22 protein-coding genes are annotated in these 22,047 nt (G+C 57.9%); 10 read left to right on the plus strand and 12 right to left on the minus strand.

Annotated features, from left to right (window positions below; genetic code table 11):
* From pncB to PSH79_RS02785, 4 genes are all read right to left on the minus strand, one after another.
* A complete protein-coding gene (gene pncB / locus PSH79_RS02770; RefSeq protein WP_123530802.1) occupies positions 1 to 1,224 on the minus strand; it encodes a nicotinate phosphoribosyltransferase in 1,224 nt (407 codons plus the stop codon).
* Positions 1,225 to 1,274: 50 nt separating this feature from the next.
* On the minus strand, positions 1,275 to 1,529 hold the full coding sequence (locus tag PSH79_RS02775) for a hypothetical protein (RefSeq protein ID WP_305441135.1): 255 nt from the start codon (positions 1,527 to 1,529) through the stop codon (positions 1,275 to 1,277).
* Positions 1,522 to 1,791, minus strand: a complete 270-nt coding sequence (locus tag PSH79_RS02780) for a hypothetical protein (RefSeq protein ID WP_305441136.1) — start codon at positions 1,789 to 1,791, stop codon at positions 1,522 to 1,524. Before PSH79_RS02780 ends, PSH79_RS02775 begins: the two co-directional genes overlap by 8 nt.
* A gap of 135 nt (positions 1,792 to 1,926) precedes the next feature.
* Positions 1,927 to 3,393, minus strand: coding sequence for a sodium:alanine symporter family protein (locus PSH79_RS02785; RefSeq protein ID WP_305441137.1), 1,467 nt, complete (start codon positions 3,391 to 3,393; stop codon positions 1,927 to 1,929).
* 173 nt (positions 3,394 to 3,566) lie between these two features.
* Between PSH79_RS02785 and PSH79_RS02790 the strand changes: the two genes are divergently transcribed.
* Positions 3,567 to 4,376 carry a helix-turn-helix transcriptional regulator gene (locus tag PSH79_RS02790; RefSeq protein ID WP_305441138.1) on the plus strand — a complete coding sequence of 270 codons (810 nt, stop codon included), beginning with the start codon at positions 3,567 to 3,569 and terminating at the stop codon, positions 4,374 to 4,376.
* A gap of 14 nt (positions 4,377 to 4,390) precedes the next feature.
* Here the strand turns inward: PSH79_RS02790 and PSH79_RS02795 are convergent, their stop codons facing one another.
* Positions 4,391 to 5,296: a LysR family transcriptional regulator gene (locus PSH79_RS02795; protein ID WP_305441139.1), complete on the minus strand. Its 906-nt coding sequence runs from the start codon at positions 5,294 to 5,296 to the stop codon at positions 4,391 to 4,393.
* 163 nt (positions 5,297 to 5,459) lie between these two features.
* Here PSH79_RS02795 and PSH79_RS02800 point away from each other — a divergent pair, with 163 nt between their 5' ends.
* From PSH79_RS02800 to PSH79_RS02840, 9 genes are all read left to right on the plus strand, one after another.
* A complete protein-coding gene (locus PSH79_RS02800; RefSeq protein ID WP_305441140.1) occupies positions 5,460 to 6,950 on the plus strand; it encodes an aldehyde dehydrogenase family protein in 1,491 nt (496 codons plus the stop codon).
* A gap of 234 nt (positions 6,951 to 7,184) precedes the next feature.
* On the plus strand, positions 7,185 to 8,468 hold the full coding sequence (locus tag PSH79_RS02805) for an FAD-binding oxidoreductase (protein WP_305441141.1): 1,284 nt from the start codon (positions 7,185 to 7,187) through the stop codon (positions 8,466 to 8,468).
* 368 nt (positions 8,469 to 8,836) lie between these two features.
* Complete coding sequence (locus PSH79_RS02810; RefSeq protein WP_305441142.1) at positions 8,837 to 9,970, plus strand: ABC transporter substrate-binding protein; 1,134 nt, start codon at positions 8,837 to 8,839, stop codon at positions 9,968 to 9,970.
* A 242-nt stretch (positions 9,971 to 10,212) separates the two neighbouring features.
* Entirely contained in the window at positions 10,213 to 11,127 is a 915-nt protein-coding gene (locus tag PSH79_RS02815; protein WP_187681241.1) for a branched-chain amino acid ABC transporter permease LivH, read from the plus strand.
* A gap of 3 nt (positions 11,128 to 11,130) precedes the next feature.
* Positions 11,131 to 12,432, plus strand: coding sequence for a high-affinity branched-chain amino acid ABC transporter permease LivM (gene livM, locus PSH79_RS02820; protein WP_305441143.1), 1,302 nt, complete (start codon positions 11,131 to 11,133; stop codon positions 12,430 to 12,432).
* Positions 12,429 to 13,301, plus strand: coding sequence for an ABC transporter ATP-binding protein (locus PSH79_RS02825; protein WP_016985385.1), 873 nt, complete (start codon positions 12,429 to 12,431; stop codon positions 13,299 to 13,301). The genes livM and PSH79_RS02825 overlap by 4 nt, the downstream gene beginning before the upstream one ends.
* Positions 13,298 to 14,014 (plus strand): ABC transporter ATP-binding protein, encoded by a 717-nt coding sequence (locus PSH79_RS02830; protein WP_305441145.1) that lies wholly within the window; start codon positions 13,298 to 13,300, stop codon positions 14,012 to 14,014. Before PSH79_RS02825 ends, PSH79_RS02830 begins: the two co-directional genes overlap by 4 nt.
* 838 nt (positions 14,015 to 14,852) lie before the next feature.
* A complete protein-coding gene (locus tag PSH79_RS02835; protein WP_305441146.1) occupies positions 14,853 to 15,617 on the plus strand; it encodes an SDR family oxidoreductase in 765 nt (254 codons plus the stop codon).
* Between the two features lie 175 nt (positions 15,618 to 15,792).
* A complete protein-coding gene (locus PSH79_RS02840; protein ID WP_305441147.1) occupies positions 15,793 to 16,698 on the plus strand; it encodes a cation diffusion facilitator family transporter in 906 nt (301 codons plus the stop codon).
* 94 nt (positions 16,699 to 16,792) lie between these two features.
* Here the strand turns inward: PSH79_RS02840 and PSH79_RS02845 are convergent, their stop codons facing one another.
* From PSH79_RS02845 to PSH79_RS02875, 7 genes are all read right to left on the minus strand, one after another.
* Positions 16,793 to 17,926, minus strand: coding sequence for an AGE family epimerase/isomerase (locus tag PSH79_RS02845; RefSeq protein ID WP_305441148.1), 1,134 nt, complete (start codon positions 17,924 to 17,926; stop codon positions 16,793 to 16,795).
* A gap of 199 nt (positions 17,927 to 18,125) precedes the next feature.
* Positions 18,126 to 18,698, minus strand: coding sequence for a HupE/UreJ family protein (locus PSH79_RS02850; RefSeq protein ID WP_305441149.1), 573 nt, complete (start codon positions 18,696 to 18,698; stop codon positions 18,126 to 18,128).
* A 27-nt stretch (positions 18,699 to 18,725) separates the two neighbouring features.
* Positions 18,726 to 19,340 (minus strand): urease accessory protein UreG, encoded by a 615-nt coding sequence (gene ureG, locus PSH79_RS02855; RefSeq protein ID WP_305441150.1) that lies wholly within the window; start codon positions 19,338 to 19,340, stop codon positions 18,726 to 18,728.
* 24 nt (positions 19,341 to 19,364) lie between these two features.
* Positions 19,365 to 20,039, minus strand: a complete 675-nt coding sequence (locus PSH79_RS02860) for an urease accessory protein UreF (protein WP_305441151.1) — start codon at positions 20,037 to 20,039, stop codon at positions 19,365 to 19,367.
* Positions 20,036 to 20,536: an urease accessory protein UreE gene (gene ureE, locus PSH79_RS02865; protein ID WP_187678569.1), complete on the minus strand. Its 501-nt coding sequence runs from the start codon at positions 20,534 to 20,536 to the stop codon at positions 20,036 to 20,038. The genes PSH79_RS02860 and ureE overlap by 4 nt, the downstream gene beginning before the upstream one ends.
* A 242-nt stretch (positions 20,537 to 20,778) precedes the next feature.
* Positions 20,779 to 21,411, minus strand: a complete 633-nt coding sequence (locus PSH79_RS02870; protein ID WP_007915913.1) for a TetR family transcriptional regulator — start codon at positions 21,409 to 21,411, stop codon at positions 20,779 to 20,781.
* Positions 21,412 to 21,582: 171 nt separating this feature from the next.
* Positions 21,583 to 21,999, minus strand: coding sequence for a hypothetical protein (locus tag PSH79_RS02875; protein ID WP_305441154.1), 417 nt, complete (start codon positions 21,997 to 21,999; stop codon positions 21,583 to 21,585).
* Positions 22,000 to 22,047: the final 48 nt, after the last annotated feature.

Raw genomic sequence — 22,047 nt, forward strand, 5'->3', positions numbered from 1 at the left:
TCACTCCTTGCTAGATAGACTGGAATCGGCAGGAACCTGGAAAACATGTCGCAAATAGGCGACGAAATTCGGGTCTTTGCAGTGGGTCTTGCCTGGCTCGTCGGAGATCTTCGCCACCGGTTGGCCGTTGCAGGCGGTCATTTTAAGCACGATGCTCATCGGTTCGACACCCGGAATGTCACAGGTGAGGTTGGTGCCGATGCCGAAGCTGACGTTGATCCTACCGTGCAGCGCGCGGAATATTTCCAGCGACTTGGGCAGGGTCAGGCTGTCGGAGAACACCAGGGTCTTGCTCATCGGGTCGATGCCGAGCTTGTGGTAGTGGGCGATGCATTTTTCGCCCCAGGCCACAGGGTCCCCGGAGTCGTGGCGCAGACCGTCAAACAGCTTGGCGAAAAACAGGTCGAAATCGCCGAGGAAGGCATCAGTAGTGATGCAATCAGTCAGGGCGATCCCCAGCAAACCCCGGTACTCGCGCACCCAGCAGTCGAGGGCGGCGATCTGGCTGTCGATCAGCCTTGGGCCGAGTTGCTGATGGGCCATGATCCATTCGTGGGCCATGGTGCCCAGCGGTTTCATGTCCAGCTCACGGGACAGATGCACGTTGCTGGTGCCAACGAATCGACCCGGGAAGTCGTGCTTGAGTACGTTTACTACCTCTTCCTGCACGCGGTAGGAAAACCGCCGGCGGGTGCCGAAATCGGCGACCTGCAACTGCGACAGTTCGTCGGCCGAGGCGTTGGCGGTCAGCCAGTCGAACTTGCGATAGAGCTGTTCGCGTGCCTGTTCCAGCACGGTTTCGCGGTAGCGATAGCGGTTGCGCACTTCGCTGACGATCGCCAGTAACGGCACTTCGTAGAGAATCACATGCAGCCACGGCCCGCGCAGGCGGATGAACAGTTCGCCGTTCTCGATGCCGGTGTGCAGGTAGCGCAGGTTGAAACGGAACAGACCGAGGAAGCGCAGGAAGTCCGGTTTCAGAAAGCTGATGCGCTCAAGAAAACTCAACTGGTCGGCGCTCAGGCTCAGTTCCGCCAGGCGCTCGATCTGATAGCGGATCTCGGCCAGATACGGGCGCAAGTCCTCACTGTTACGGCAACGGAACTCCCATTCGACTTCAACGTTGGGGTAGTTGTGCAGCACCGCCTGCATCATCGTCAGTTTGTAGAAGTCGGTGTCGAGCAGGTTCTGCACGATGCGATCGGCAAACACACTCTCGCTCATAACGGGGTCTCCAGGTGCGCCGCGCCGTTGCGCGGTCTCAATCAATGGGGCTAGTGGCGCATATCAGCGGTGGGGATTGCCAGTGCTTTTTTGCTTTCAGGTGAAAGATCCGCTGATGCCATACATCTCAGCCCGCAAAAGCTGGCTATTTTCGGTTGCACCTCAAGCGCGGCTTGAATGACTTGTTCAAGTCGTTCTCCGCTTTTTAAGTAATCCGCCAGTAAAGAGTGTTTCTGTATCAGGTTTATTTCAACTGCTTTAATAAAAGCGGCTCTGAGCATTTCATGGGTGACGATTTTATACATGAATGACACCTCCTTTGAAGGTGATCTGTTCCAGCGTGTCGACGCCGTCCTGAAGTAATATATAAGCCGGGAGTATCAGTCTATAAAAGTCAGAATCATTGGTGCCTTTAATGGTAACTAAAGTGAAAGCCTCCAAGAGGCCGGTGGCAGCGCGAATTCTGAAACAGGCGTCTTCAAACAATTGGTTAGGCGTGGCGTGCGAATCTATGAAGTAGGTCGGAATATTGGTTGCGTTTGCTTTCAGGGGGTAAAAGCGATTCATGGGATATAGTCCTTCAGGTTGTTTAAGGCGTGACAGGTCGAAGAGTGCATTGTTCTTTTAGTTTAATTGTTGGAAAGTTTTGATGTGCCTGATGCAAAGCCAGTCATTGTTTTAATGGCTTTGCATCTACTCTATCTAAGCTTGAGCAGGTTGTGGGCTGACGTTCGAGGAAAGGGCGGACTCGCTACGATTCATTGTGCCTGGGCAGTCGTGCTGCGGTGGCCACGCTAAAGGATCAAGATCCAGATCAAGGAATTTGCTTGAGTCGAAAACAGGTGTCTTGATTCCGGCACGGCGTTGTTTGTCGTAGTCACGCAAGACACGCATGCCGATTTTGAACAGCATGAACATGGCTACCAGATTGACTAGCGCCAGCAGCGTCATGGTGATGTCTGCAAAAGCCAGAACAGTGGACAGATCTTCGACAGAGCCCAAAAACACTAATACCAATACCAGCAAACGATAGAAAATCAGCATTTTTTGAGGTTCGCCAAACATGAACCGCAAGCTGTTTTCTCCCAGGTAATAGTTGTAAAGCATCGCTGTGAATACGAATAACGCAAGCACCACGCTGATAAACATCCGCCCCCATTCCCCGACGACGGCTGCCAGCGAGTTTTGCGCCAGAGCAATTCCATCCCCTTCAAACCCAGGCGTGTAGAAACCTGATAACAAAATCAGTAGCGCAGTACAGGTGCAGATTACGAATGTATCGATGAAAACACTCAGTGCTTGTACGGCGCCTTGTGCAACCGGATGGTGGATCTTCGCGACCGAGGCGACATTGGGCGCACTGCCCAACCCTGCCTCGTTGGAAAACACTCCGCGCCTGACCCCCATGATGATTGCGCTGCCTACCAGTCCGCCAAACGCCTGATCCAGACCGAATGCGCTTTTGATGATGGTCATCAACATCGCCGGGACCTGATCGAACTGCAGAACGATCACATAGGCCGTTACGCCGACGTAGGCGAGAACCTTTAGAGGAACCAGAAGGTCGGCTACTGCCGCGATACGTTTTATCCCGCCTACGAAGACAGCTCCCAGCATCAAAGAAAGCGCAAGTCCCGACCACAAAGGCGGCAGATCAAACGCATCTTTTAGCGAGTGTGATACCGCATGGGACTCGAGACCATTGATTGCAAAACCAAAGGTCACCAGCAATAGCACGGCAGCGAGCATTCCGAGCCAGCGTTTGTCCAGGCCGTGCTGGATATACCAGGACGGGCCCCCTCGATACAGGCCTTTGCCATCGCTGCGCTTATAGAGCTGTCCCAACGTACATTCGAAGAAGCTGCTCGACATGCCCAAAAGAGCGGTCATCCACATCCAGAACACCGCGCCGGGACCCCCCATGCTTACTGCAATCCCGACCCCAACGATATTGCCGGTACCGACACGACCGGCAAGGCTCAGTGTCAGTGCCTGAAATGAACTCAAGTGATGGCTGCCAGCGCGCCAACTGCCGTGTAATACACCGAACATATGGGGGAAGTACCTGAACTGGACAAATCCTGAGCGGACAGTGAAATAGACTCCCAGTCCAAGAACTAAAGGTATTAATACCTTGGTCGTCAGAAAGTCGTTGATGATGTCTAGCATTCAAAGCTCCTTGCTAATTAGAGTGCTGGCGAGTTAATAGTGTTGTCAGTCTGAAGCTTTTCAGAGTCCGTAATATCCAGCCATATTTCATTCGATGCAATTTCGCAAGTTGCTTAAATGTGATGCGAGTTACTGCTATGGTTGCCCCTTCTTGATTTTTGTTGGGGCGTTGTATGTGTGAGTTCCTTCCGGCTAATTTAAGACTGCTATGTAGTCACTACAGATCTGTCGCGGAAGTTTGTAGGAAAATTCGAATTAATCGGGGGCAATTCAATAAGTATCTATGTGGAAAAAGTGTTCCCACCCCGTTTAATCTCAAACGCATCTGCGATTTTTTTGGCGTGGAGGAATTTGAGATAGGCTTGCCCTCGGAGCAATTTATCGCCCTGATCGGCGTTAAGGCCAATAAGAGTCACGCCTCGGGGGAGGTGGCGGCCTCACGGATAATGCATGAACACCTGCGCGAACAATCTTCGCCTGAACTGAAAGCCCATATCGGTTATTACTACGAGTACTACCATGCAATGACTGAACCTGGCTCCATTCTATGTTCGCTTGTGCAGGTGCGGGAGGAAGGTGATGACGTTGTCTATGAGCGAAACGAGCGCTTACAGATAGCCGGAGCAGCCGGTGATTTTGAGCGATATCGATATTTGGGTATCGCCTATTACCTACGGGATCGTTTGTTTTTCGTCGATTATGAATCGATTACATCAAACGAGATCAGCCAAACCATTCTCATCCCGAGTTTCAAAAGCTGTATCACACGGCTCAATGGTCTGAAAATGGGGGTTTCTGCTGCGGATCATCGTGCGCCGTCTTGTTCGAGGGTCGTGTGGGAGTATCTCGGGCAGGAAATTGATCGGGTCGATGCCTATCGGCGCGTTCGGTTGTACAAGCCGGATGATTGCGCTATCGATGACGATCTGCGCGCACGTCTCGCCCAAGCGCGAATTGTTGACGGCCTGTTTGTTATCGCCTGACAAATTCCCTCAGTTCACTCAGCGTTGGGGCTGTCGATCTGTTCGAGCATCCATTTCACAAAGTCGCGCACCTTCGGCACTTCCGCCGCATGCTCCGGGTAGGCCAGGTAATAGGCGTCGGTGCTGGGCATTGCATGCTGCCAGGGAATGACCAGTTTGCCGTCGGCCAATTCTTCTTCCACCAGAAACCGTGGCAACAGCGCCACGCCGCAGCCGACTTGCGCGGCGCGGATGCACATATAAAAGGTTTCGAAGCGCGGGCCGTGGTAGCTGTGTTCGGTCTGGTAGCCCTGACTGTCGAACCAGTCGTGCCAAGCCTGTGGGCGCGACGCATTTTGCAGCAGCACCAGATCGGTGAGTTGCGTCGGATCAGTGAACGGCGTGTCAGGCAGACTGCCCGGCGCGCACACCGGCACCAGCTCTTCGCCGAACAGTTTCAGGCATTCGGTTCCAGGGCGTGAACCCTGGCCGTAATAGAACGCCAGATCACTGCGGCCTTGCAGCAAATCATCGGCCTCTTGTTCGTTGCACAGATCCAGATGAATCGACGGATGGCGCAGACGCCAGCCTTTCAGGCGTGGCACCAGCCAGCGGGCGCCGAAGGTCGATGGCGTGGAGACACGCAGGACTTCGGTTTCGCCGCCGTAGGAACGCAGGTAATGCGTCGACATCTCGACTTGGGTAAGGATTTTTCTGACCTCCACCAGGTACAAATCCCCGGCCGGGGTCATCTGCAAGCGGCGGCGTATCCGACGAAACAACAAGTGCTGCAACAATTCCTCAAGCTGCGCGACCTGTTTGCTGACCGCACTCTGGGTCAGGTTCAGTTCCTCGGCGGCCCGGGTGAAACTCAGGTGCCGGGTCACGGCCTCGAAGCACTGCAACGCGGTGATCGACGGCAAGTGGCGTTTGTTCAGCATGACGGATCCTTTTCTTGTCTTTCTTTGCGCAGCATGAATAAACGGAATGATATCTCGCGTAAAGGTCGTTTGTTGCCTCGCCTTAGTGACGCTACAACTAAAGGCCTGCCCGGTCGCGAAAAAGCGCCCGCACACATTCAGTTTTTTGCTTGAGGAGTGACCCATGGTTGCCGCATTGCTTGATCGTCTTGGTGTGAACCCGGCCCTTTATCAGAACGGCAAAGTGCCGGTGCATTCGCCGATCGACGGTAGCCGCATTGCCGCGGTGAACTGGGAAGGTCCGGCCGAAGTCGAGCAGCACATCAGTCGCGCAGATCATGCGTTCGAGGCGTGGCGCAAGGTTCCAGCCCCGCGTCGCGGTGAACTGGTGCGTCAATTTGGTGAAGTGCTGCGCGAGTACAAGGCCGATCTGGGCGAGCTGGTGTCGTGGGAGGCCGGCAAGATTACTCAGGAAGGCCTGGGTGAAGTGCAGGAGATGATCGACATCTGCGACTTCGCCGTCGGTCTGTCGCGCCAGTTGTACGGCTTGACCATCGCTTCCGAGCGCCCGGGCCACCACATGCGTGAAACCTGGCACCCGCTGGGCGTGGTCGGCGTGATCAGTGCGTTCAACTTCCCGGTCGCGGTGTGGGCGTGGAACACCACGCTGGCGCTGGTCTGCGGCAACCCGGTGGTATGGAAGCCGTCGGAGAAAACCCCGCTGACGGCGCTGGCCTGTCAGGCGCTGTTCGACCGCGTGGTGAAGAATTTCACCGATGCCCCGGCCAATCTCTGCCAAGTGATTATCGGTGGCCGTGATGCAGGCGAAGCGCTGGTCGATGACCCGCGTGTCGCGCTGATCAGCGCCACCGGCAGCACTCGCATGGGCCGCGAAGTGGCGCCGAAAGTCGCTGCACGATTCGCTCGCAGCATCCTTGAACTGGGCGGCAACAACGCGATGATCCTTGGCCCGAGCGCCGATCTGGACATGGCGGTGCGCGCGATTCTGTTCAGCGCTGTCGGCACCGCCGGTCAGCGTTGCACCACGTTGCGACGTTTGATCGCGCATGAATCGGTGAAAGAAGAAATCGTCACCCGCCTCAAAGCCGCGTACGCCAAAGTGCGCATCGGCCATCCGCTGGAAGGCAATCTGGTCGGCCCGCTGATCGACAAGCACAGCTTTGAAAACATGCAGGATGCGCTGGAGCAGGCGTTGAGCGAGGGCGGTCGGGTGTTTGGCGGCAAGCGTCAACTGGAAGATCAGTTCCCCGACGCGTACTACGTTTCGCCGGCCATTGTTGAAATGCCTGAGCAGAGCGACGTGGTTTGCAGCGAAACCTTCGCACCGATTCTGTATGTGGTCGGCTACAACGACTTCCAGGAAGCGCTGCGTTTGAACAACGCTGTACCGCAAGGCCTGTCGTCGTGCATCTTCACCACCGATGTGCGCGAGGCCGAGCAGTTCATGTCGGCGATCGGCAGCGACTGCGGCATTGCCAACGTCAACATCGGCCCGAGCGGTGCGGAAATCGGCGGCGCGTTTGGCGGCGAGAAAGAGACCGGCGGCGGTCGTGAGTCGGGCTCCGACGCATGGCGCGCGTACATGCGTCGCCAGACCAACACCGTGAACTATTCGCTGGAATTGCCGCTGGCGCAGGGCATTACTTTCGACTGACAGGTGGAGATCCGCTGAAGGGTTGAGCCTTTGTGGTGGGGGGATTTATCCCCGATGGCTGCGCAGCAGCCCCAAAACATGCATGTGGAGTATCAGATACACCACGTGCACTGATTTTACGGTTGCCTCGCAACCGATCGGGGCGGTGCGACGTTTCGCTAAATCCCCTCGCCACAGGGTTCACCTTTACATGGAAAAGCACTGTTTTTGGCAGGTTTCTGTTGGAGTCTGGCAATGCCGTTACGCGAAGAATGTCTGTGGGAAAAACTCACGCCGCAAAGGCCCGATAACACGGCGCTCAAGGGTGAAGTCAAAGTCGATGTGTGCGTGATTGGCGCCGGGTTTACCGGCTTGTCGGCGGCGCTGCATCTGTTGGAAAAAGGCAAAAGCGTCTGCGTGCTGGAAGCCCATCGCGCCGGGCACGGCGGTTCCGGACGCAACGTCGGGCTGGTCAACGCCGGCATGTGGATCCCGCCGGACGAGATCGAAGCAGGGTTCGGCGAGGCGGTCGGCAGTCAGCTCAACCGCATGTTGGGGGCGGCACCGGCGCTGGTGTTCAGCCTTGTGGATAAGTACAACATCGATTGCCAGTTGCGCCGCGAGGGCACGCTGCACATGGCACACAACGCCAAGGGCGAGGCCGATCTGCGCAGTCGTGAGCAGCAATGGAAGCGTCGTGGTGCGCCGGTCGAGTTGCTGACCGGCAAGGCTTGCGAGCAAGCCACCGGTACGCAAAAGATTGCCGCTGCATTGCTCGACCGTCGTGCCGGAACGCTGAATCCGATGGCGTATGTCACCGGGCTGGCGAATGCCGTCATCGGTCTTGGCGCAAAGATGTTCGATCATTCCCCGGTCACGCGTCTCGAACGTGTGGGTCAAAAATGGTCGGTGCAGACCGAACAGGGTTCGGTGCTGGCCGAGCAGGTTGTCATCGCCTCCAACGCTTACACCGAAGGTGACTGGACCGAACTCAAACGCAACTTTTTCCCCGGTTACTACTACCAGGTCGCTTCGGTGCCGCTGACTGAAGATGCCGCCCAGGAAATCCTGCCAGGCGGGCAGGGCTCATGGGACACCCGCCAGGTCTTGAGCAGCATCCGCCGCGACAAAGACGGGCGGCTGCTACTCGGCAGCCTCGGCAACGGCAATCAGAAACCGACCTGGTTCCTCAAGGCCTGGGCCGACCGCGTGCAGCAGCATTACTTTCCCAATCTGAAACCCGTCGAGTGGGAATGCACCTGGACCGGGCGCATCGCTTTCACGCCGGATCATTTGATGCGGCTGTTCGAACCGGCACCGGGACTGGTGGCCGTTACCGGCTATAACGGCCGAGGCGTGACTACCGGCACCGTAGTCGGTAAAGCTTTCGCTGATTATCTGTGCAATGGAAGCCCTCAAGCCCTGCCGATTCCTTTTGCACCGATGCAGCCCCTGGCGGGCGTGGGTTTGCGCAGTTGCCTTTATGAGGCTGGTTTCTCGCTGTATCACGCAGGCCAGTGCCTGCGCATCGTCATTTGAGTGTTGAAATATGTTGCTGGAAGCGGCGCTTTTCGACGTAACGACTAGCCTGTAATGGTGCGGGTTGTAGCAGTCCCGCACCAGCAGTGTGCAGTTCGGTGACGCGGGCTGTTACAGGCTGGTTGCACGTCGTTTGGCACCGCGGTTGCAATGATGGCGCGTGCGGGTTGCGCCTGAAAAAATAAATGGTTTCACCTTCCGCGGTTTAGACGGTTGCACGCCCAATGAAAATGGGAACGAAACAGTCGAAATAACAAGAAAGCAGCGACTTTTTGAAGAATAAAAAACCGATGGCACGGCCCTTGCTCTGAGCATTCAGTGAAGTGAAGTCGCAGTGCCAACTAAAAAAAACCTTGGAGCACCACCTCATGTCCCAGACGTTTTACAAGAAAGGCTTTCTGGCCCTCGCAGTGGCTACTGCGTTGGGTGTTTCTGCGTTTGCTCAAGCTGATGTGAAAATCGGTGTAGCGGGTCCAATGACGGGCGCCAACGCAGCATTTGGCGAGCAGTACATGAAGGGTGCACAGGCGGCGGCCGACGCGGTCAACGCGGCTGGCGGCGTCAACGGGGAGAAAATCGTACTGGTCAAGGGCGATGACGCCTGCGAACCGAAGCAGGCCGTGACGGTCGCCAAGGACCTCACCAACCAGAAAGTCGCCGGCGTGGTCGGTCACTTCTGCTCCTCTTCGACCATTCCAGCGTCGGAAATCTACGACGAAGCGGGCATCATCGCGATCACTCCGGGTTCCACCAACCCGCAGGTGACCGAGCGTGGTCTGAGCGCCATGTTCCGTATGTGCGGCCGTGACGACCAGCAAGGCATCGTCGCCGGCGACTACATCGTCGATATCCTGAAGGGTAAAAAAGTTGTCGTTCTGCACGACAAGGACACCTACGGCCAAGGTCTGGCGGACGCCACCAAGGCCCAACTGGTCAAGCGCGGCGTGACTCCGGTGCTGTACGAAGGCCTGACCCGTGGCGAAAAAGACTTCAGCACCATCGTCACCAAAATCCGTGGTGCCGGCGCCGATGTCGTGTACTTCGGTGGTCTGCACCCGGAAGCCGGTCCGCTGGTTCGCCAACTGCGTGAGCAGGGCCTGAAAGACGTCAAGTTCATGTCCGATGACGGCATCGTCACCGACGAACTGGTCACCACCGCTGGCGGCCCACAATTCGTTGATGGCGTGCTGATGACCTTCGGCGCCGACCCACGCCTGCTGCCAGACAGCAAGACCGTGGTAGACGCCTTCCGCAAGGCCGGCACCGAACCTGAAGGCTACACCCTGTACGCCTACGCCTCGGTGCAGACCCTGGCTGCCGCCTTCAATGGCGCCAAGTCCAACAAGGGCGAAGAAGCGGCTGCCTGGCTGAAGAAAAACCCGGTCAAGACCGTCATGGGCGAGAAGACCTGGGACTCCAAGGGCGACCTGAAAGTCTCCGACTACGTGGTTTACCAGTGGGACAAGGACGGCAAATATCACCAGCTGGAAAAACAGAAGTAAGGGCTGACGCGACCGTTTGAACTCCGCAAATCCCTGTGGGAGCGGGCTTGCCCGCGATGACGGCCTGACAGTCGACAACTGTGTTGAATGTTCTACCGCTATCGCTGGCAAGCCAGCTCCCACAAGGTCCTGCGGTGATCGAACTGTTCGCGCTCTGACATTGCTCCGACGTAAATCTGTATTTTTCCTAGAAGAGCCGCGCACCTCAGGGTGTGCAGGTTCTCACTGCGTGAGATTGCGTTATGGATGGTATTTTCCTGCAGCAACTGGTCAACGGCCTGACCCTCGGGTCGGTCTATGGCCTGATCGCCATCGGCTACACAATGGTCTACGGCATCATCGGCATGATCAACTTCGCCCATGGCGAGGTTTACATGATTTCCGCTTACCTGGCGGCAATCAGTCTGGCTCTGCTGGCGTACTTCGGTATCGAATCCTTCCCGCTGCTGATGCTTGGCACGCTGATCTTCACCATCGTCGTCACGGCGGTGTATGGCTGGGTCATCGAGCGTGTTGCCTACAAACCCCTGCGTAACTCCACCCGACTGGCACCGCTGATCAGCGCCATCGGTATCTCGCTGATCCTGCAAAACTATGCACAGATTGCCCAGGGCGCGAAGCAACAAGGGGTTCCGACGTTGCTCACCGGTGCCTGGCGTGTCGAGATCGGCACTGGCTTCGTGCAATTGACCTACACCAAGGTGTTCATTCTGATCGCGGCGTTCGTGGGCATGGGCCTGCTGACCTACGTGATCAAGTACACCAAGCTCGGCCGCATGTGCCGCGCCACTCAGCAAGACCGCAAGATGGCTTCGATCCTGGGGATCAACACCGACCGGGTGATTTCCTATGTGTTCATCATCGGCGCCGCCATGGCGGCGCTGGCCGGCGTGCTGATCACCATGAACTACGGCACGTTCGACTTCTATGCCGGGTTCATCATCGGCATCAAGGCGTTCACCGCAGCGGTGCTTGGCGGGATCGGTTCATTGCCCGGCGCGATGCTCGGCGGGATCATCCTCGGGATCTCCGAGTCGCTGTTCTCCGGTCTGGTCAACTCCGACTACAAAGACGTGTTCAGCTTCTCGCTGCTCGTACTTGTTCTGGTCTTCCGGCCGCAGGGCCTGTTGGGCCGTCCTCTTGTGTCGAAGGTGTAAGCGATGTCTTCAACCACCCAAAAAAACATCGATATCAAAAAAAGCCTGGTTGAGGCGATTCTTGCCGGCCTCATTGCCCTGATTGTGTTCGGCCCGATTGTCGGCGTCGTACTCGAGGGCTACAGCTTCAATCTTGAGCCGACCCGCGTGGCGTGGATTATCGGCATTGTCATGATCGGCCGCTTTGCCCTCAGCCTGTTTCTGCAAACACCCAAGGGCCTGAAAATTCTCGACGGATTCGAGAGCACCGGTTCCGGTGTGCATGTGTTGCCGGCCGATCACAAATCAAGCCTGCGCTGGATCATCCCGCTGCTGATTGTGATTGCTGTGGCGGTTCCGTTCGTCTCCAACTCGTACCTGCTGGGCGTGGTCATCCTCGGCCTGATCTATGTGCTGCTGGGGCTGGGGCTGAACATCGTGGTCGGTCTGGCCGGTCTGCTCGACCTCGGTTACGTGGCGTTTTATGCCATCGGTGCTTATGGTCTGGCGCTCGGTTACCAGTATCTCGGCCTGGGCTTCTGGACGGTGCTGCCGCTGGCGGCGATCACCGCAGGCCTTGCCGGCTGCATTCTCGGTTTCCCGGTACTGCGCCTGCACGGTGACTATCTGGCGATCGTGACCCTGGGCTTTGGTGAAATCATTCGCCTGGTCCTCAACAACTGGCTGTCCCTGACCGGCGGCCCGAACGGCATGCCGGCGCCACTGCCGACGTTCTTCGGTCTGGAGTTCGGCAAACGAGCGAAGGATGGCGGGGTGCCGTTTCACGAGTTCTTCGGCATCGCCTACAACCCGGACGTGAAGTATTACTTCATCTACGCAGTGTTGTTCCTGGTGGTACTGGCCGTGCTGTACATCAAGCATCGTCTGGTGAAGATGCCGGTCGGTCGCGCCTGGGAAGCACTGCGTGAAGACGAGATCGCTTGCCGTTCGATGGGCCTGAACCACGTATTGGTCAAGCTCTCGGCGTTCACCATCGGTGCCTCGACTGCCGGTCTCGCCGGGGTGTTTTTCGCCACTTACCAAGGCTTCGTCAACCCGACCTCGTTCACCTTCTTCGAATCGGCGCTGATCCTCGCCATCGTCGTGCTCGGCGGCATGGGCTCGACCATCGGCGTGGTGATCGCAGCCTTCGTGCTGACCGTCGCCCCGGAACTGCTGCGCGGCTTCGCTGAATATCGCGTGCTGCTGTTCGGCATCCTGATGGTGTTGATGATGATCTGGCGACCACGCGGGCTGATTCGCATCAGCCGTACCGGGGTCACTCCACGCAAAGGTGCCATTCACTATGAGAGGACTGCGCCATGAGTGAAGTCGTACTCTCTGTTGAAAAACTGATGATGCATTTCGGCGGCATCAAGGCGTTGAGCGATGTCAGCCTGAAGGTCAAGCGCAACTCGATCTTCGCCTTGATCGGCCCCAACGGCGCCGGCAAGACCACGGTGTTCAACTGCCTGACCGGGTTCTACAAGGCCTCCGGCGGCAAGATCGAACTCAACGTGCGTGGCCAGCAGACCAACGTCATCCAGTTGCTGGGCGAATCGTTCAAACCGACCGATTTCGTCTCGCCAAAGTCGTTCCTCAGTCGTATGTACTACAAGATGTTCGGCGGCACGCACCTGGTGAACCGCGCAGGACTGGCCCGGACTTTCCAGAACATTCGCCTGTTCAAGGAAATGTCGGTGCTGGAAAACCTGCTGGTGGCCCAGCACATGTGGGTCAACCGCAACATGCTCGCCGGCATCCTCAACACCAAGGGCTACCGCAAGGCCGAAAGCGATGCGCTGGACTGCGCGTTCTACTGGCTGGAAGTGGTCGATCTGGTGGACTGCGCCAACCGTCTGGCCGGTGAACTCTCCTACGGCCAGCAACGTCGACTGGAGATCGCCCGGGCCATGTGCACGCGGCCGCAGATCATCTGCCTCGACGAACCGGCCGCCGGCCTCAACCCTCAGGAAACCGAAGCGCTGAGCGCGATGATCCGGCTGCTGCGCGACGAGCATGATCTGACCGTGGTGCTGATCGAACACGACATGGGCATGGTAATGAGTATTTCCGACCACATCGTGGTGCTGGACCACGGCATCGTTATCGCCGAAGGCGGGCCTGAAGCCATCCGTAATGATCCGAAAGTGATTGCTGCTTACCTGGGCGCTGACGAAGAGGAGCTGGTATGAGCCAACCAATCCTCGAACTGAAAAACCTCAACGTGTTCTATGGTCCGATCCAGGCTCTCAAGGGTGTTTCGCTGGAGATCAATGAAGGTGAAACCGTCAGCCTGATCGGCTCCAACGGTGCCGGCAAGTCGACGTTGCTGATGTCGATCTTCGGCCAGCCACGGGCGGCGAGTGGGCAGATCCTTTATCAAGGCGTCGACATTACCCACAAGTCATCGCACTACATCGCGTCCAACGGCATCGCCCAGTCGCCGGAAGGCCGGCGGGTGTTCCCTGACATGACCGTCGAGGAAAACCTGCTGATGGGCACGATTCCGATTGGCGACAAGTACGCCAAAGAGGATATGCAGCGGATGTTCACGCTGTTCCCGCGGCTGGAGGAGCGGCGTAACCAGCGGGCGATGACCATGTCCGGCGGCGAGCAGCAAATGCTCGCCATCGCCCGTGCGTTGATGAGCCGACCGAAGTTGTTGCTGCTCGATGAGCCGAGCCTCGGTTTGGCGCCGATTGTGGTGAAACAGATCTTCGCGACTCTGCGAGAACTGGCGAAAACCGGCATGACGATTTTCCTCGTCGAGCAGAACGCCAACCATGCGCTGAAGCTGTCGGATCGGGCGTATGTGATGGTCAACGGCGAGATTCGTTTGACCGGTACCGGGAAAGAGTTGTTGGTGAATGAAGAGGTGCGTAACGCCTATCTGGGCGGGCACTGAGTTATCCCCAGATACACACAGCCCCGGCGACGTGAGTCCCGGGGCTTTTTTACATCTCCCAAATCCTGCAAAACCTGTAGGAGCTGCCGCAGGCCGCGATCTTTTGATCTTTGAAAGCAAGATCAAAAGATCGCAGCCTGCGGCAGCTCCTACATGGAATCCAGCCGTGACATCAAGCGGATTTTGAAATTGTGGAAAACAAATTCCCCAACCTGCTAAAGCGCGACATATAGACGCTGCAAACGGCTGTTTTTCCACAGTTTTGACTTGTCCCCGTTTGCTGTGGAGCTGGCTGTGAATAACGTGGGAGTAGCTGGCTGAAGGCCTTGCAGGCCGTGGCCTGCAGGCTTGTGATTGTTTTTTGATCAGACGTTTTGGCGATAGCGTGAGGCGCCTTTGTCAACCTTTTTGTGGTCACCCCGGAACGGACATTTCCCTGTGCGCAGTCCTGTGGATAAGTCTGTGATTAAACTCTGGAAAGACCGCGCTAAGGGCCGTAATTACTGGCCCCGCGCAATCACCCCGGTATCTGCCCGGTCGTGCAAAATGCCATGTCCCGCACATCTGCCAGTTCAGGGTCAAGCAAAAAACTTTCTATTTCCCTCGCAAAGCCTTGTGTGGCGCGGCTTTGCGCGTTTCCACTTGCCCCCGGAAACTGTGGAAGGGGTTGTGGATAACGTGCGTGCACATGGCTACAAGCCACGTTGGTTAAGGCGTTGCTCGTGTTGGTTGTTTTTTGTACAGCTTAGAGGAGTTGCCCGTGAATGCGGGGCCGGGCATGCTGCGTGCTGATTTTCTATTCAAGGGCTGCTCCAGCGGCCAAAGCGAGGAGAACACGATGTCCAACACCCTGTTTATCACCGGCGCGACGTCCGGTTTTGGTGAAGCCTGTGCCCGTCGTTTTGCCGAGGCTGGCTGGAAACTGGTGCTGACCGGCCGTCGTGAAGAACGTCTGAATGCGCTGTGTGCTGAATTGTCGAAGCAGACTGAAGTGCACGGTCTGGTCCTCGATGTGCGTGATCGCAAAGCGATGGAGGAGGCGATTGCCAACTTGCCGCCATCGTTCGCCAAGCTGCGTGGCCTGATCAACAACGCCGGGCTGGCACTGGGTGTGGACCCTGCGCCGAAATGCGATCTGGATGACTGGGACACCATGGTCGACACCAACGTCAAAGGCCTGATGTACGCAACCCGTTTGCTGTTGCCGCGCCTGATCGCCCATGGCCGTGGCGCTGGCATCATCAACCTCGGCTCCATTGCCGGTAACTACCCGTACCCGGGCAGCCACGTGTACGGCGCGACCAAGGCGTTCGTTAAACAGTTTTCCCTGAACCTGCGCTGCGACTTGCAGGGCACCGGCGTGCGGGTGAGCAACATTGAGCCGGGTCTGTGCGAGAGCGAGTTCTCGCTGGTGCGTTTCGCTGGCGACCAGGAACGCTATAACGCCACCTACGCCGGTGCCGAGCCGATCCAGCCACAGGACATCGCCGAGACGATTTTCTGGGTGATGAATGCGCCGGCGCATATCAACATCAACAGCCTGGAATTGATGCCGGTGAGCCAGACCTGGGCGGGTTTTGCCATCGAGCGGAACAAGGCCTGACACCGCATCATCGTTCTTCGCGAGCAGGCTCGCTCCCACTTTGAAATGCATTCCAATGTGGGAGCGAGCCTGCTCGCGAAGAGGCCAAAACGGCCAAAACAGGGCGATAAGGTAAACTCCCCTCGCAACAACCCAACCGCACCCCGCGGTTTTCAAGGTTTTTCGAGGAGTCAAAGTGAGTAACCGAGGTGAGCAGTCGCTGCTCAAACAATCGACCATCCTGATGTTCGCCGTGGCGATTGCCGGGATCGTCACCGGTTTTGTTTCAGGTTCCCAATCCATCCTTTTTGATGGTTTTTTCTCGCTGATTGCAACCTTCATCAAAGTCCTGATGCTGATCACCGCCAAGCTGATCGCCAAGGAAAGCAACCACCGCTTCCAGTTCGGTTTCTGGCATCTGGAGCCGATGGTGCTGCTGATCGAAGGCAGTTTCCTGTTGTTGATCGCCATCTACGCGTTTCTCAACGGCGTGTTCGGCATCATCAACGGGGGCCGTGAGATCGAGCTGGGGCTGGTGATCATTTATGCGGCGGTGTTTACCGTTGTCGAGTTCGCCTACTTCTTCTATGTGCGTCGGCGTAATCGCAAGCTCAAATCCAGCCTGATCCAGTTCGACAACATCAGTTGGCTGGTGGACGCGATGCTGTCGGTCGGCCTGTTGATCAGTTTCCTCGCAGCGCTGCTGCTCACGTCACAGGGTTATGGCGAGTGGGCGAAGTTTGTCGACCCGTTGATCTTGATTGTATTGGCCCTGACCATGCTGCCACCGGCGTTCAAGATCCTTGGCCCGGCGTTGCGCGATGTGCTCGGTATCGCCCCGGATAAGCTGGATGAACAGGTTCGTCAGGTGATGGAGGCGGCGAAGATCGAATATGGTTTCGACGATTACGTGTCCTACGTGCAGAAACACGGGCGGGCGCGGTTTATCGAGATTCATGTGGTGTTGCCGGCGGACTATGCGCTGAACAGCGTCGGGCAACTGGATGCGTTGCGTGAGGCGATTTCGGCGAAGCTGGGCAAGCCGGATGCGGCGCGTTGGTTGACCATCAGTTTTACGGGCGACAAGAAGTGGATTGCCTAGAAACCGTATAACGGTCGTTCGCGAGCAAGCTCACTCCGACATTGGAATGCACTCCCCTGTAGGCGTGAGCCTGCTCGCGATAGCGTTAGATCAATCAGCGAAGATATTCAGCCAGGCCGCTGTAGCAAGTTGCAAGGTGATACGGCGTCGTCGACGGCATATCCTTGCGGCTGACTTCGCCCTGTTCATCGCGGCACTCACGCCAGCCACCGCCATGCAGGAAACGCTGCTGCAACGCCTGCAACTGGCGCAGCACCAACGCTTCGCTGTCCGGGCGCAACGTTAGCGCGCGCAGGTATTCAGCCTGAGCCCAGATCCGCTGGGTCGAATCTTTCGGGCGTCCGTCCATTTCCAGATCAAGCATGGCCCGCACCGCGCCGGACGGCTGTACCACGCCGAATTGCTCGGTAAACGCGAAAGCCTTGTCCAGCGCCGTATGCAGTTTCGACCCGCGTAACAGCTGGGAAGACTCCAGCAGGAAATACCATTCGAACTGATGCCCCGGCTCGTACCAGTTATCCACAGCTCCCAGCGGCTTTTCCATCAACACGCCATGTTGCGGGTCGACGAAGCGCTTGTGCATGGCTGTGCACAACTCGTTCAGGGCCAGTTGCGTTGCCGCGTCTTCGCGTACGGCAAGGGTGGCGAGGAAAGCCTCGGCCAAGTGCATCAGCGGGTTTTGCAGCGGGCCGGTTTGTAGCGTGATCCAGTCACGCTCAAGGCACGCCTCATACAAGCCGTCGCCGGTGGCAAAGCGTCGGCCGATGACTTCCAGTGCGGCGTTCAGCGTCGACTCCACCAGCGGCTCGCGGGACTTTTCCCAATAATGCGCGCAGGCAAACAGGATAAAGGCGTGGGTGTAGAGATCCTTGCGCTGATCCAGCGGTTTGCCCTGCGGATCGATGCTGTAGAACCAGCCGCCATGCTCGGCATCATGGAAATGCCGTTGCAGGGAGCGGAACAGCGCTGCCGCGCGGACTTCGGCGTTGTCCACAACGCCGATCAGGCTGGAAAACAGATACAGCTGCCGCGCGCATGCCATCGCCCGATAGCGTTGTGGTGGCAGTGGTTGGTGCGCAGCGTCCAGCGCTTCATAAGGCAACGCCATGTCGGCGTTCCAGCCCGGGCCTTGCCATAGGGGCACGATCACGTTCAAAAAGTGCTGTTGCACCTCACTGAACAGGGCGGTCAATTCAGGCAGGGATTTGGAGCGAGAAGCGTGGGGCATGGGCGGACGTCGTCACGGCTGGGGCGATTGCGCGACATGGTAGCAGAGCGGCGGCCTTTAGAGGCCCGGTGTCTGATCGGCCGTCATCGCTGGCAAGCCAGCTCCCACAGGTTATTGGGTGAGCCCACAATTGTGTGAACACCCAAGATCCCTGTGGGCGCTGGTTTGCCAGCGATGAGGCCAGATCAGGCGAACAGGATCAGCCTGCCAGCAACCAAGCACCGGTCACCGCCGAGGCAGCACCAGCGAGGCGCACCAACGGTGCAGCAGCTTGAGGCAGAAAACGAACCACCGCATAACCGGCGGCATGCAGTGCAGCAGTGGCAGCCACGAAACCCGCCGCATACGCCCAAGGACTGCTCATTTCCGGCAATTCCAGGCCATGCGCGACACCATGGAACAATGCAAACAACGCCGTGGCCGCCACCGCCATCACCAGTGGCGGACGCACCGCCAACGCAACGGCCAGGCCGAGCGCCAGTACCGACGCGGCAATCCCGCTTTCCAGCGCTGGCAACTCCAGCCCTTCAAAACCCAGCATGCCGCCCATCAGCATGGTGCCAACGAACGTACACGGCAACGCCCAACGTGCCGCACCTTGCTGCTGCGCTGCCCACAAACCGACGGCAATCATCGCCAGCAAATGATCAAGGCCGCCGATCGGATGGCTGATACCGGCGATCAAACCGCTGTCGCCATGCCCGGGGTGAGCGAAGGCCAGTGCCGGGGTCAGCAGCAGCGCCACGGCGCCAAGAATGCGTTTGAGTGTCATGGATAAGCTTCCTTGTTGATAAGTGAATCAGGCTGCGTTCAGCAGGCCCTGGCGTTCGATGAAGGCGATGATGTCTTCCAGGCCCTGACCGGTTTTCTGGTTGCTGAACACGAACGGCTTGCCGTTGCGCATGCGTTTTGTGTCGCTGTCCATCATCTCCAGCGAGGCGCCTACCAGCGGTGCGAGGTCGATCTTGTTGATCACCAGCAGGTCGGACTTGCAAATACCCGGCCCGCCCTTGCGCGGCAGCTTGTCGCCGGCCGAAACGTCGATCACGTAGATGGTCAGGTCGGACAGCTCCGGGCTGAAGGTCGCCGAGAGGTTGTCACCACCGGACTCCACCAGAATCAGATCCAGCCCCGGGAAGCGCCGGTTCAACTGATCCACCGCTTCGAGGTTGATCGAAGCGTCCTCGCGGATCGCCGTGTGCGGACAGCCGCCGGTTTCCACGCCGATGATGCGTTCCGGTGCCAGCGCTTCGTTGCGCACCAGAAAGTCCGCGTCCTCGCGGGTGTAGATGTCGTTGGTCACCACGGCGAGGTTGTAGCGCTCGCGCAGCGCCAGACACAGGGCCAGGGTCAACGCGGTTTTGCCGGAACCGACCGGGCCGCCGATGCCGACGCGCAGAGGTTGTGTGTTCATTTGCTTCTCCAAAAATAACAGGCCCTAGGAACGGAACAGTCGGCTGTACTGGCGCTCATGGGCCATGCACGCCAGGGACAGACCGAACGCGGCACTGCCGATGTGTTCGGGGTTGATTCGGGTGGCGTCCTGCTGGGCTTGTTGCAGCAGCGGCAGCAGTTCGCTGGTCAGGCGCTGGGCGGCTTGCTGACCCAGCGGCAAGGTTTTCATCAATACGGCGAGCTGGTTTTCCAGCCAGCTCCACAGCCAGGCGGCAAGGGCGTCCTGCGGGCTGATGCCCCAGGCGCGGGCCGCCAGAGACCAGCCAAGAGCCAGGTGCGGCTCGGTGCATTGATCGAGAAAGTGGCGCGCCGGCGCGTCCAGTTCAGGCAAGCCGTTGAGCAGTTGCTGCAACGAATAGCCCATCTGCCGACTCTCCAGATGCAGCTCGCGGGTCTCGCGGCTGGCGCGGTGGGTTTCGCAGATGCGCAGTAACTCGTCCCAGTTTTCCTCAGCGGCGGCCTGACAATGGGCAAGCAGCAACGGCGCCTCGAAGCGGGCGAGGTTGAGCAGCAGTTGATCACTGATCCAGCGGCGGGCGCTGTCCGGGTTGTTCACGCGGCCGTTATCCACCGCCATTTCCAGGCCTTGCGAATAGCTGTAGCCGCCAATCGGCAATTGCGGACTGGCCAGGCGCAGCAGCGCCCAGGCCGGATTCACAGACGTACGCCGAACTGGTGGAGTTTGGGCGCGTAGTTGAAGTCTTCGTCGCCGTGTCGCGAATGGTGATGGCCGCCGCCGTAGGCACCGTGTTCCGGCTGGAACGGTGCTTCAATGGCTTCGACCTGCGCGCCAAGCTGTTCAAGCATGGCTTTGAGCACGTAATCGTCGAGCAACCGCAGCCAGCCATCGCCGACTTGCAGGGCGACGTGGCGATTGCCCAAGTGATACGCGGCGCGGGTCAGTTCGAAAGCATTGGCGCAGGTGACGTGCAGCAGTTGCTCGGGGCGGGCGCAGACACGGACGATTCGGCCGTCTTCAGCCTGTAGGCATTCGCCGTCATACAACGGCGGCTGACCGCGCTCCAAAAACAACCCGACGTCTTCGTTCTCGGCACTGAAACAGCGCAAACGGCTTTTGCTACGTGCTTCGAAGGTCAGGTGCAACTCGGCGGCCCAGACGGGTTGAGGGTCGATTCTGCGATGAATCACCAGCATCGGAAAGCTTCCAGCAGTGGACAATACTCAGGCTAGAGCAAGGGGCTTGCCAATCGGACGAGATGTAGGAAATCCCTGTCGGATCGTAGTGGATGTTTCAAGATATTGCGGGGATTTGAGATGTTTTGGTGCGTTAAGAATTTTTCATGCACCAATTTGCGGCGCACAAAAAAGATCGCAGCCTTCGGCAGCTCCTGCCTTGATCTCTGTAGGAGCTGCCGAAGGCTGCGATCTGTTGATCTTTATTCGGTACTACCGAGCCCTTGCCAGTGCTTGAGCCCGATAAAGATGAAGCGCAATTGCTGGGTGATCTTTGCCTGCGGGGTCAGATGCTCCGGCAAGGCTTCGGCGGGCGGGTCGATGATGTCCGGCAGGGTGGCAAACACCGATTTGACGATCAGATCCGCCATCACGCTCAACCCGGCCGCGTCCAGATGCTGAAGCTTGGGCATCATTGTCAGGTCGGCCGCAAGGTCGGAGCTGATGTTCTCACGCAGACGGCCAATCGCCTGGCGCACCGGCAGCGAGCCGCCGTACTGCTCGCGAGCGAGAAATAAAAACTGCGAACGGTTGGCGCTGACCACATCGAGAAAGATCCGCACCGACGCATCAATGATGCCGCCCATGACGAATTCGTTATGGCGTACCAGGCGGATGGTTTCGCGAAAGGTCTGGCCGACTTCGCTGACCAGCACCAGACCGAGTTCGTCCATGTCGGCAAAATGCCGATAGAAACCGGTGGGCACGATGCCGGCGGTTTTCGTCACTTCGCGCAGGCTGAGGCTGCCGAATCCCCGGCCGCTTTCCATCAAGTGGCGGGCAGCATCCATCAGGGCGTTGCGGGTCTGTTGTTTCTGTTCGGCGCGGGGCAGCATCGCAAGGTGTGTTCTTCGGCAGGACAAGCACAGCACTCTAGCAAATCGGCTTTAACGGCGTCGAACGGCAGCGGGGGATGCAGCGGGGAAATGGCGACCTATTAATAGCTGCGGCTGAAAAGTCAAAAGCCCAATCCGGGGATTGGGCTTTTTTTCAGGGCCGCCATGGGCTTAGCTCAAAGCGCTGTTGCGTTCGATGACACGGTCACCACCACCTTCGGCAAGTTGACCTTGTGGGGTTTTGTCGTAACCGTCTTCGACCAGACCTTTTTCTTTCAGGCGATCATTACCACCTTCGGCAAGGGCTTGGCCTTGTGGAGTCTTGTCGTAACCGTCTTCAACCAGGCCTTTCTCTTCGAGGCGGTTGCGACCGTTTTCGGCAAGTTGACCTTGTGGAGTCTTGTCGTAGCCATCTTCAGCCAGGGTCTGACCTTGTGGGGTTTTGTCATAACCGTCTTCGGCGAGGGTTTGGCTGAACACCGAGTGGCTGTCTTTTACTTGCGGAGTAGCCTGGTCGGCAGCGGGCAGGGCAAAAGCAGTGCTGGCAAGCATCGACAGGGTAAGGCTGAGCAGTAATTGGCGTTTCATGATGGGTTGCTCCTTGGGAGGGCGATAAAGTGGGTACGAGGGCAATGC

It is taken from the genome of Pseudomonas sp. FP2196, from assembly GCF_030687715.1.
GTDB lineage: Bacteria > Pseudomonadota > Gammaproteobacteria > Pseudomonadales > Pseudomonadaceae > Aquipseudomonas.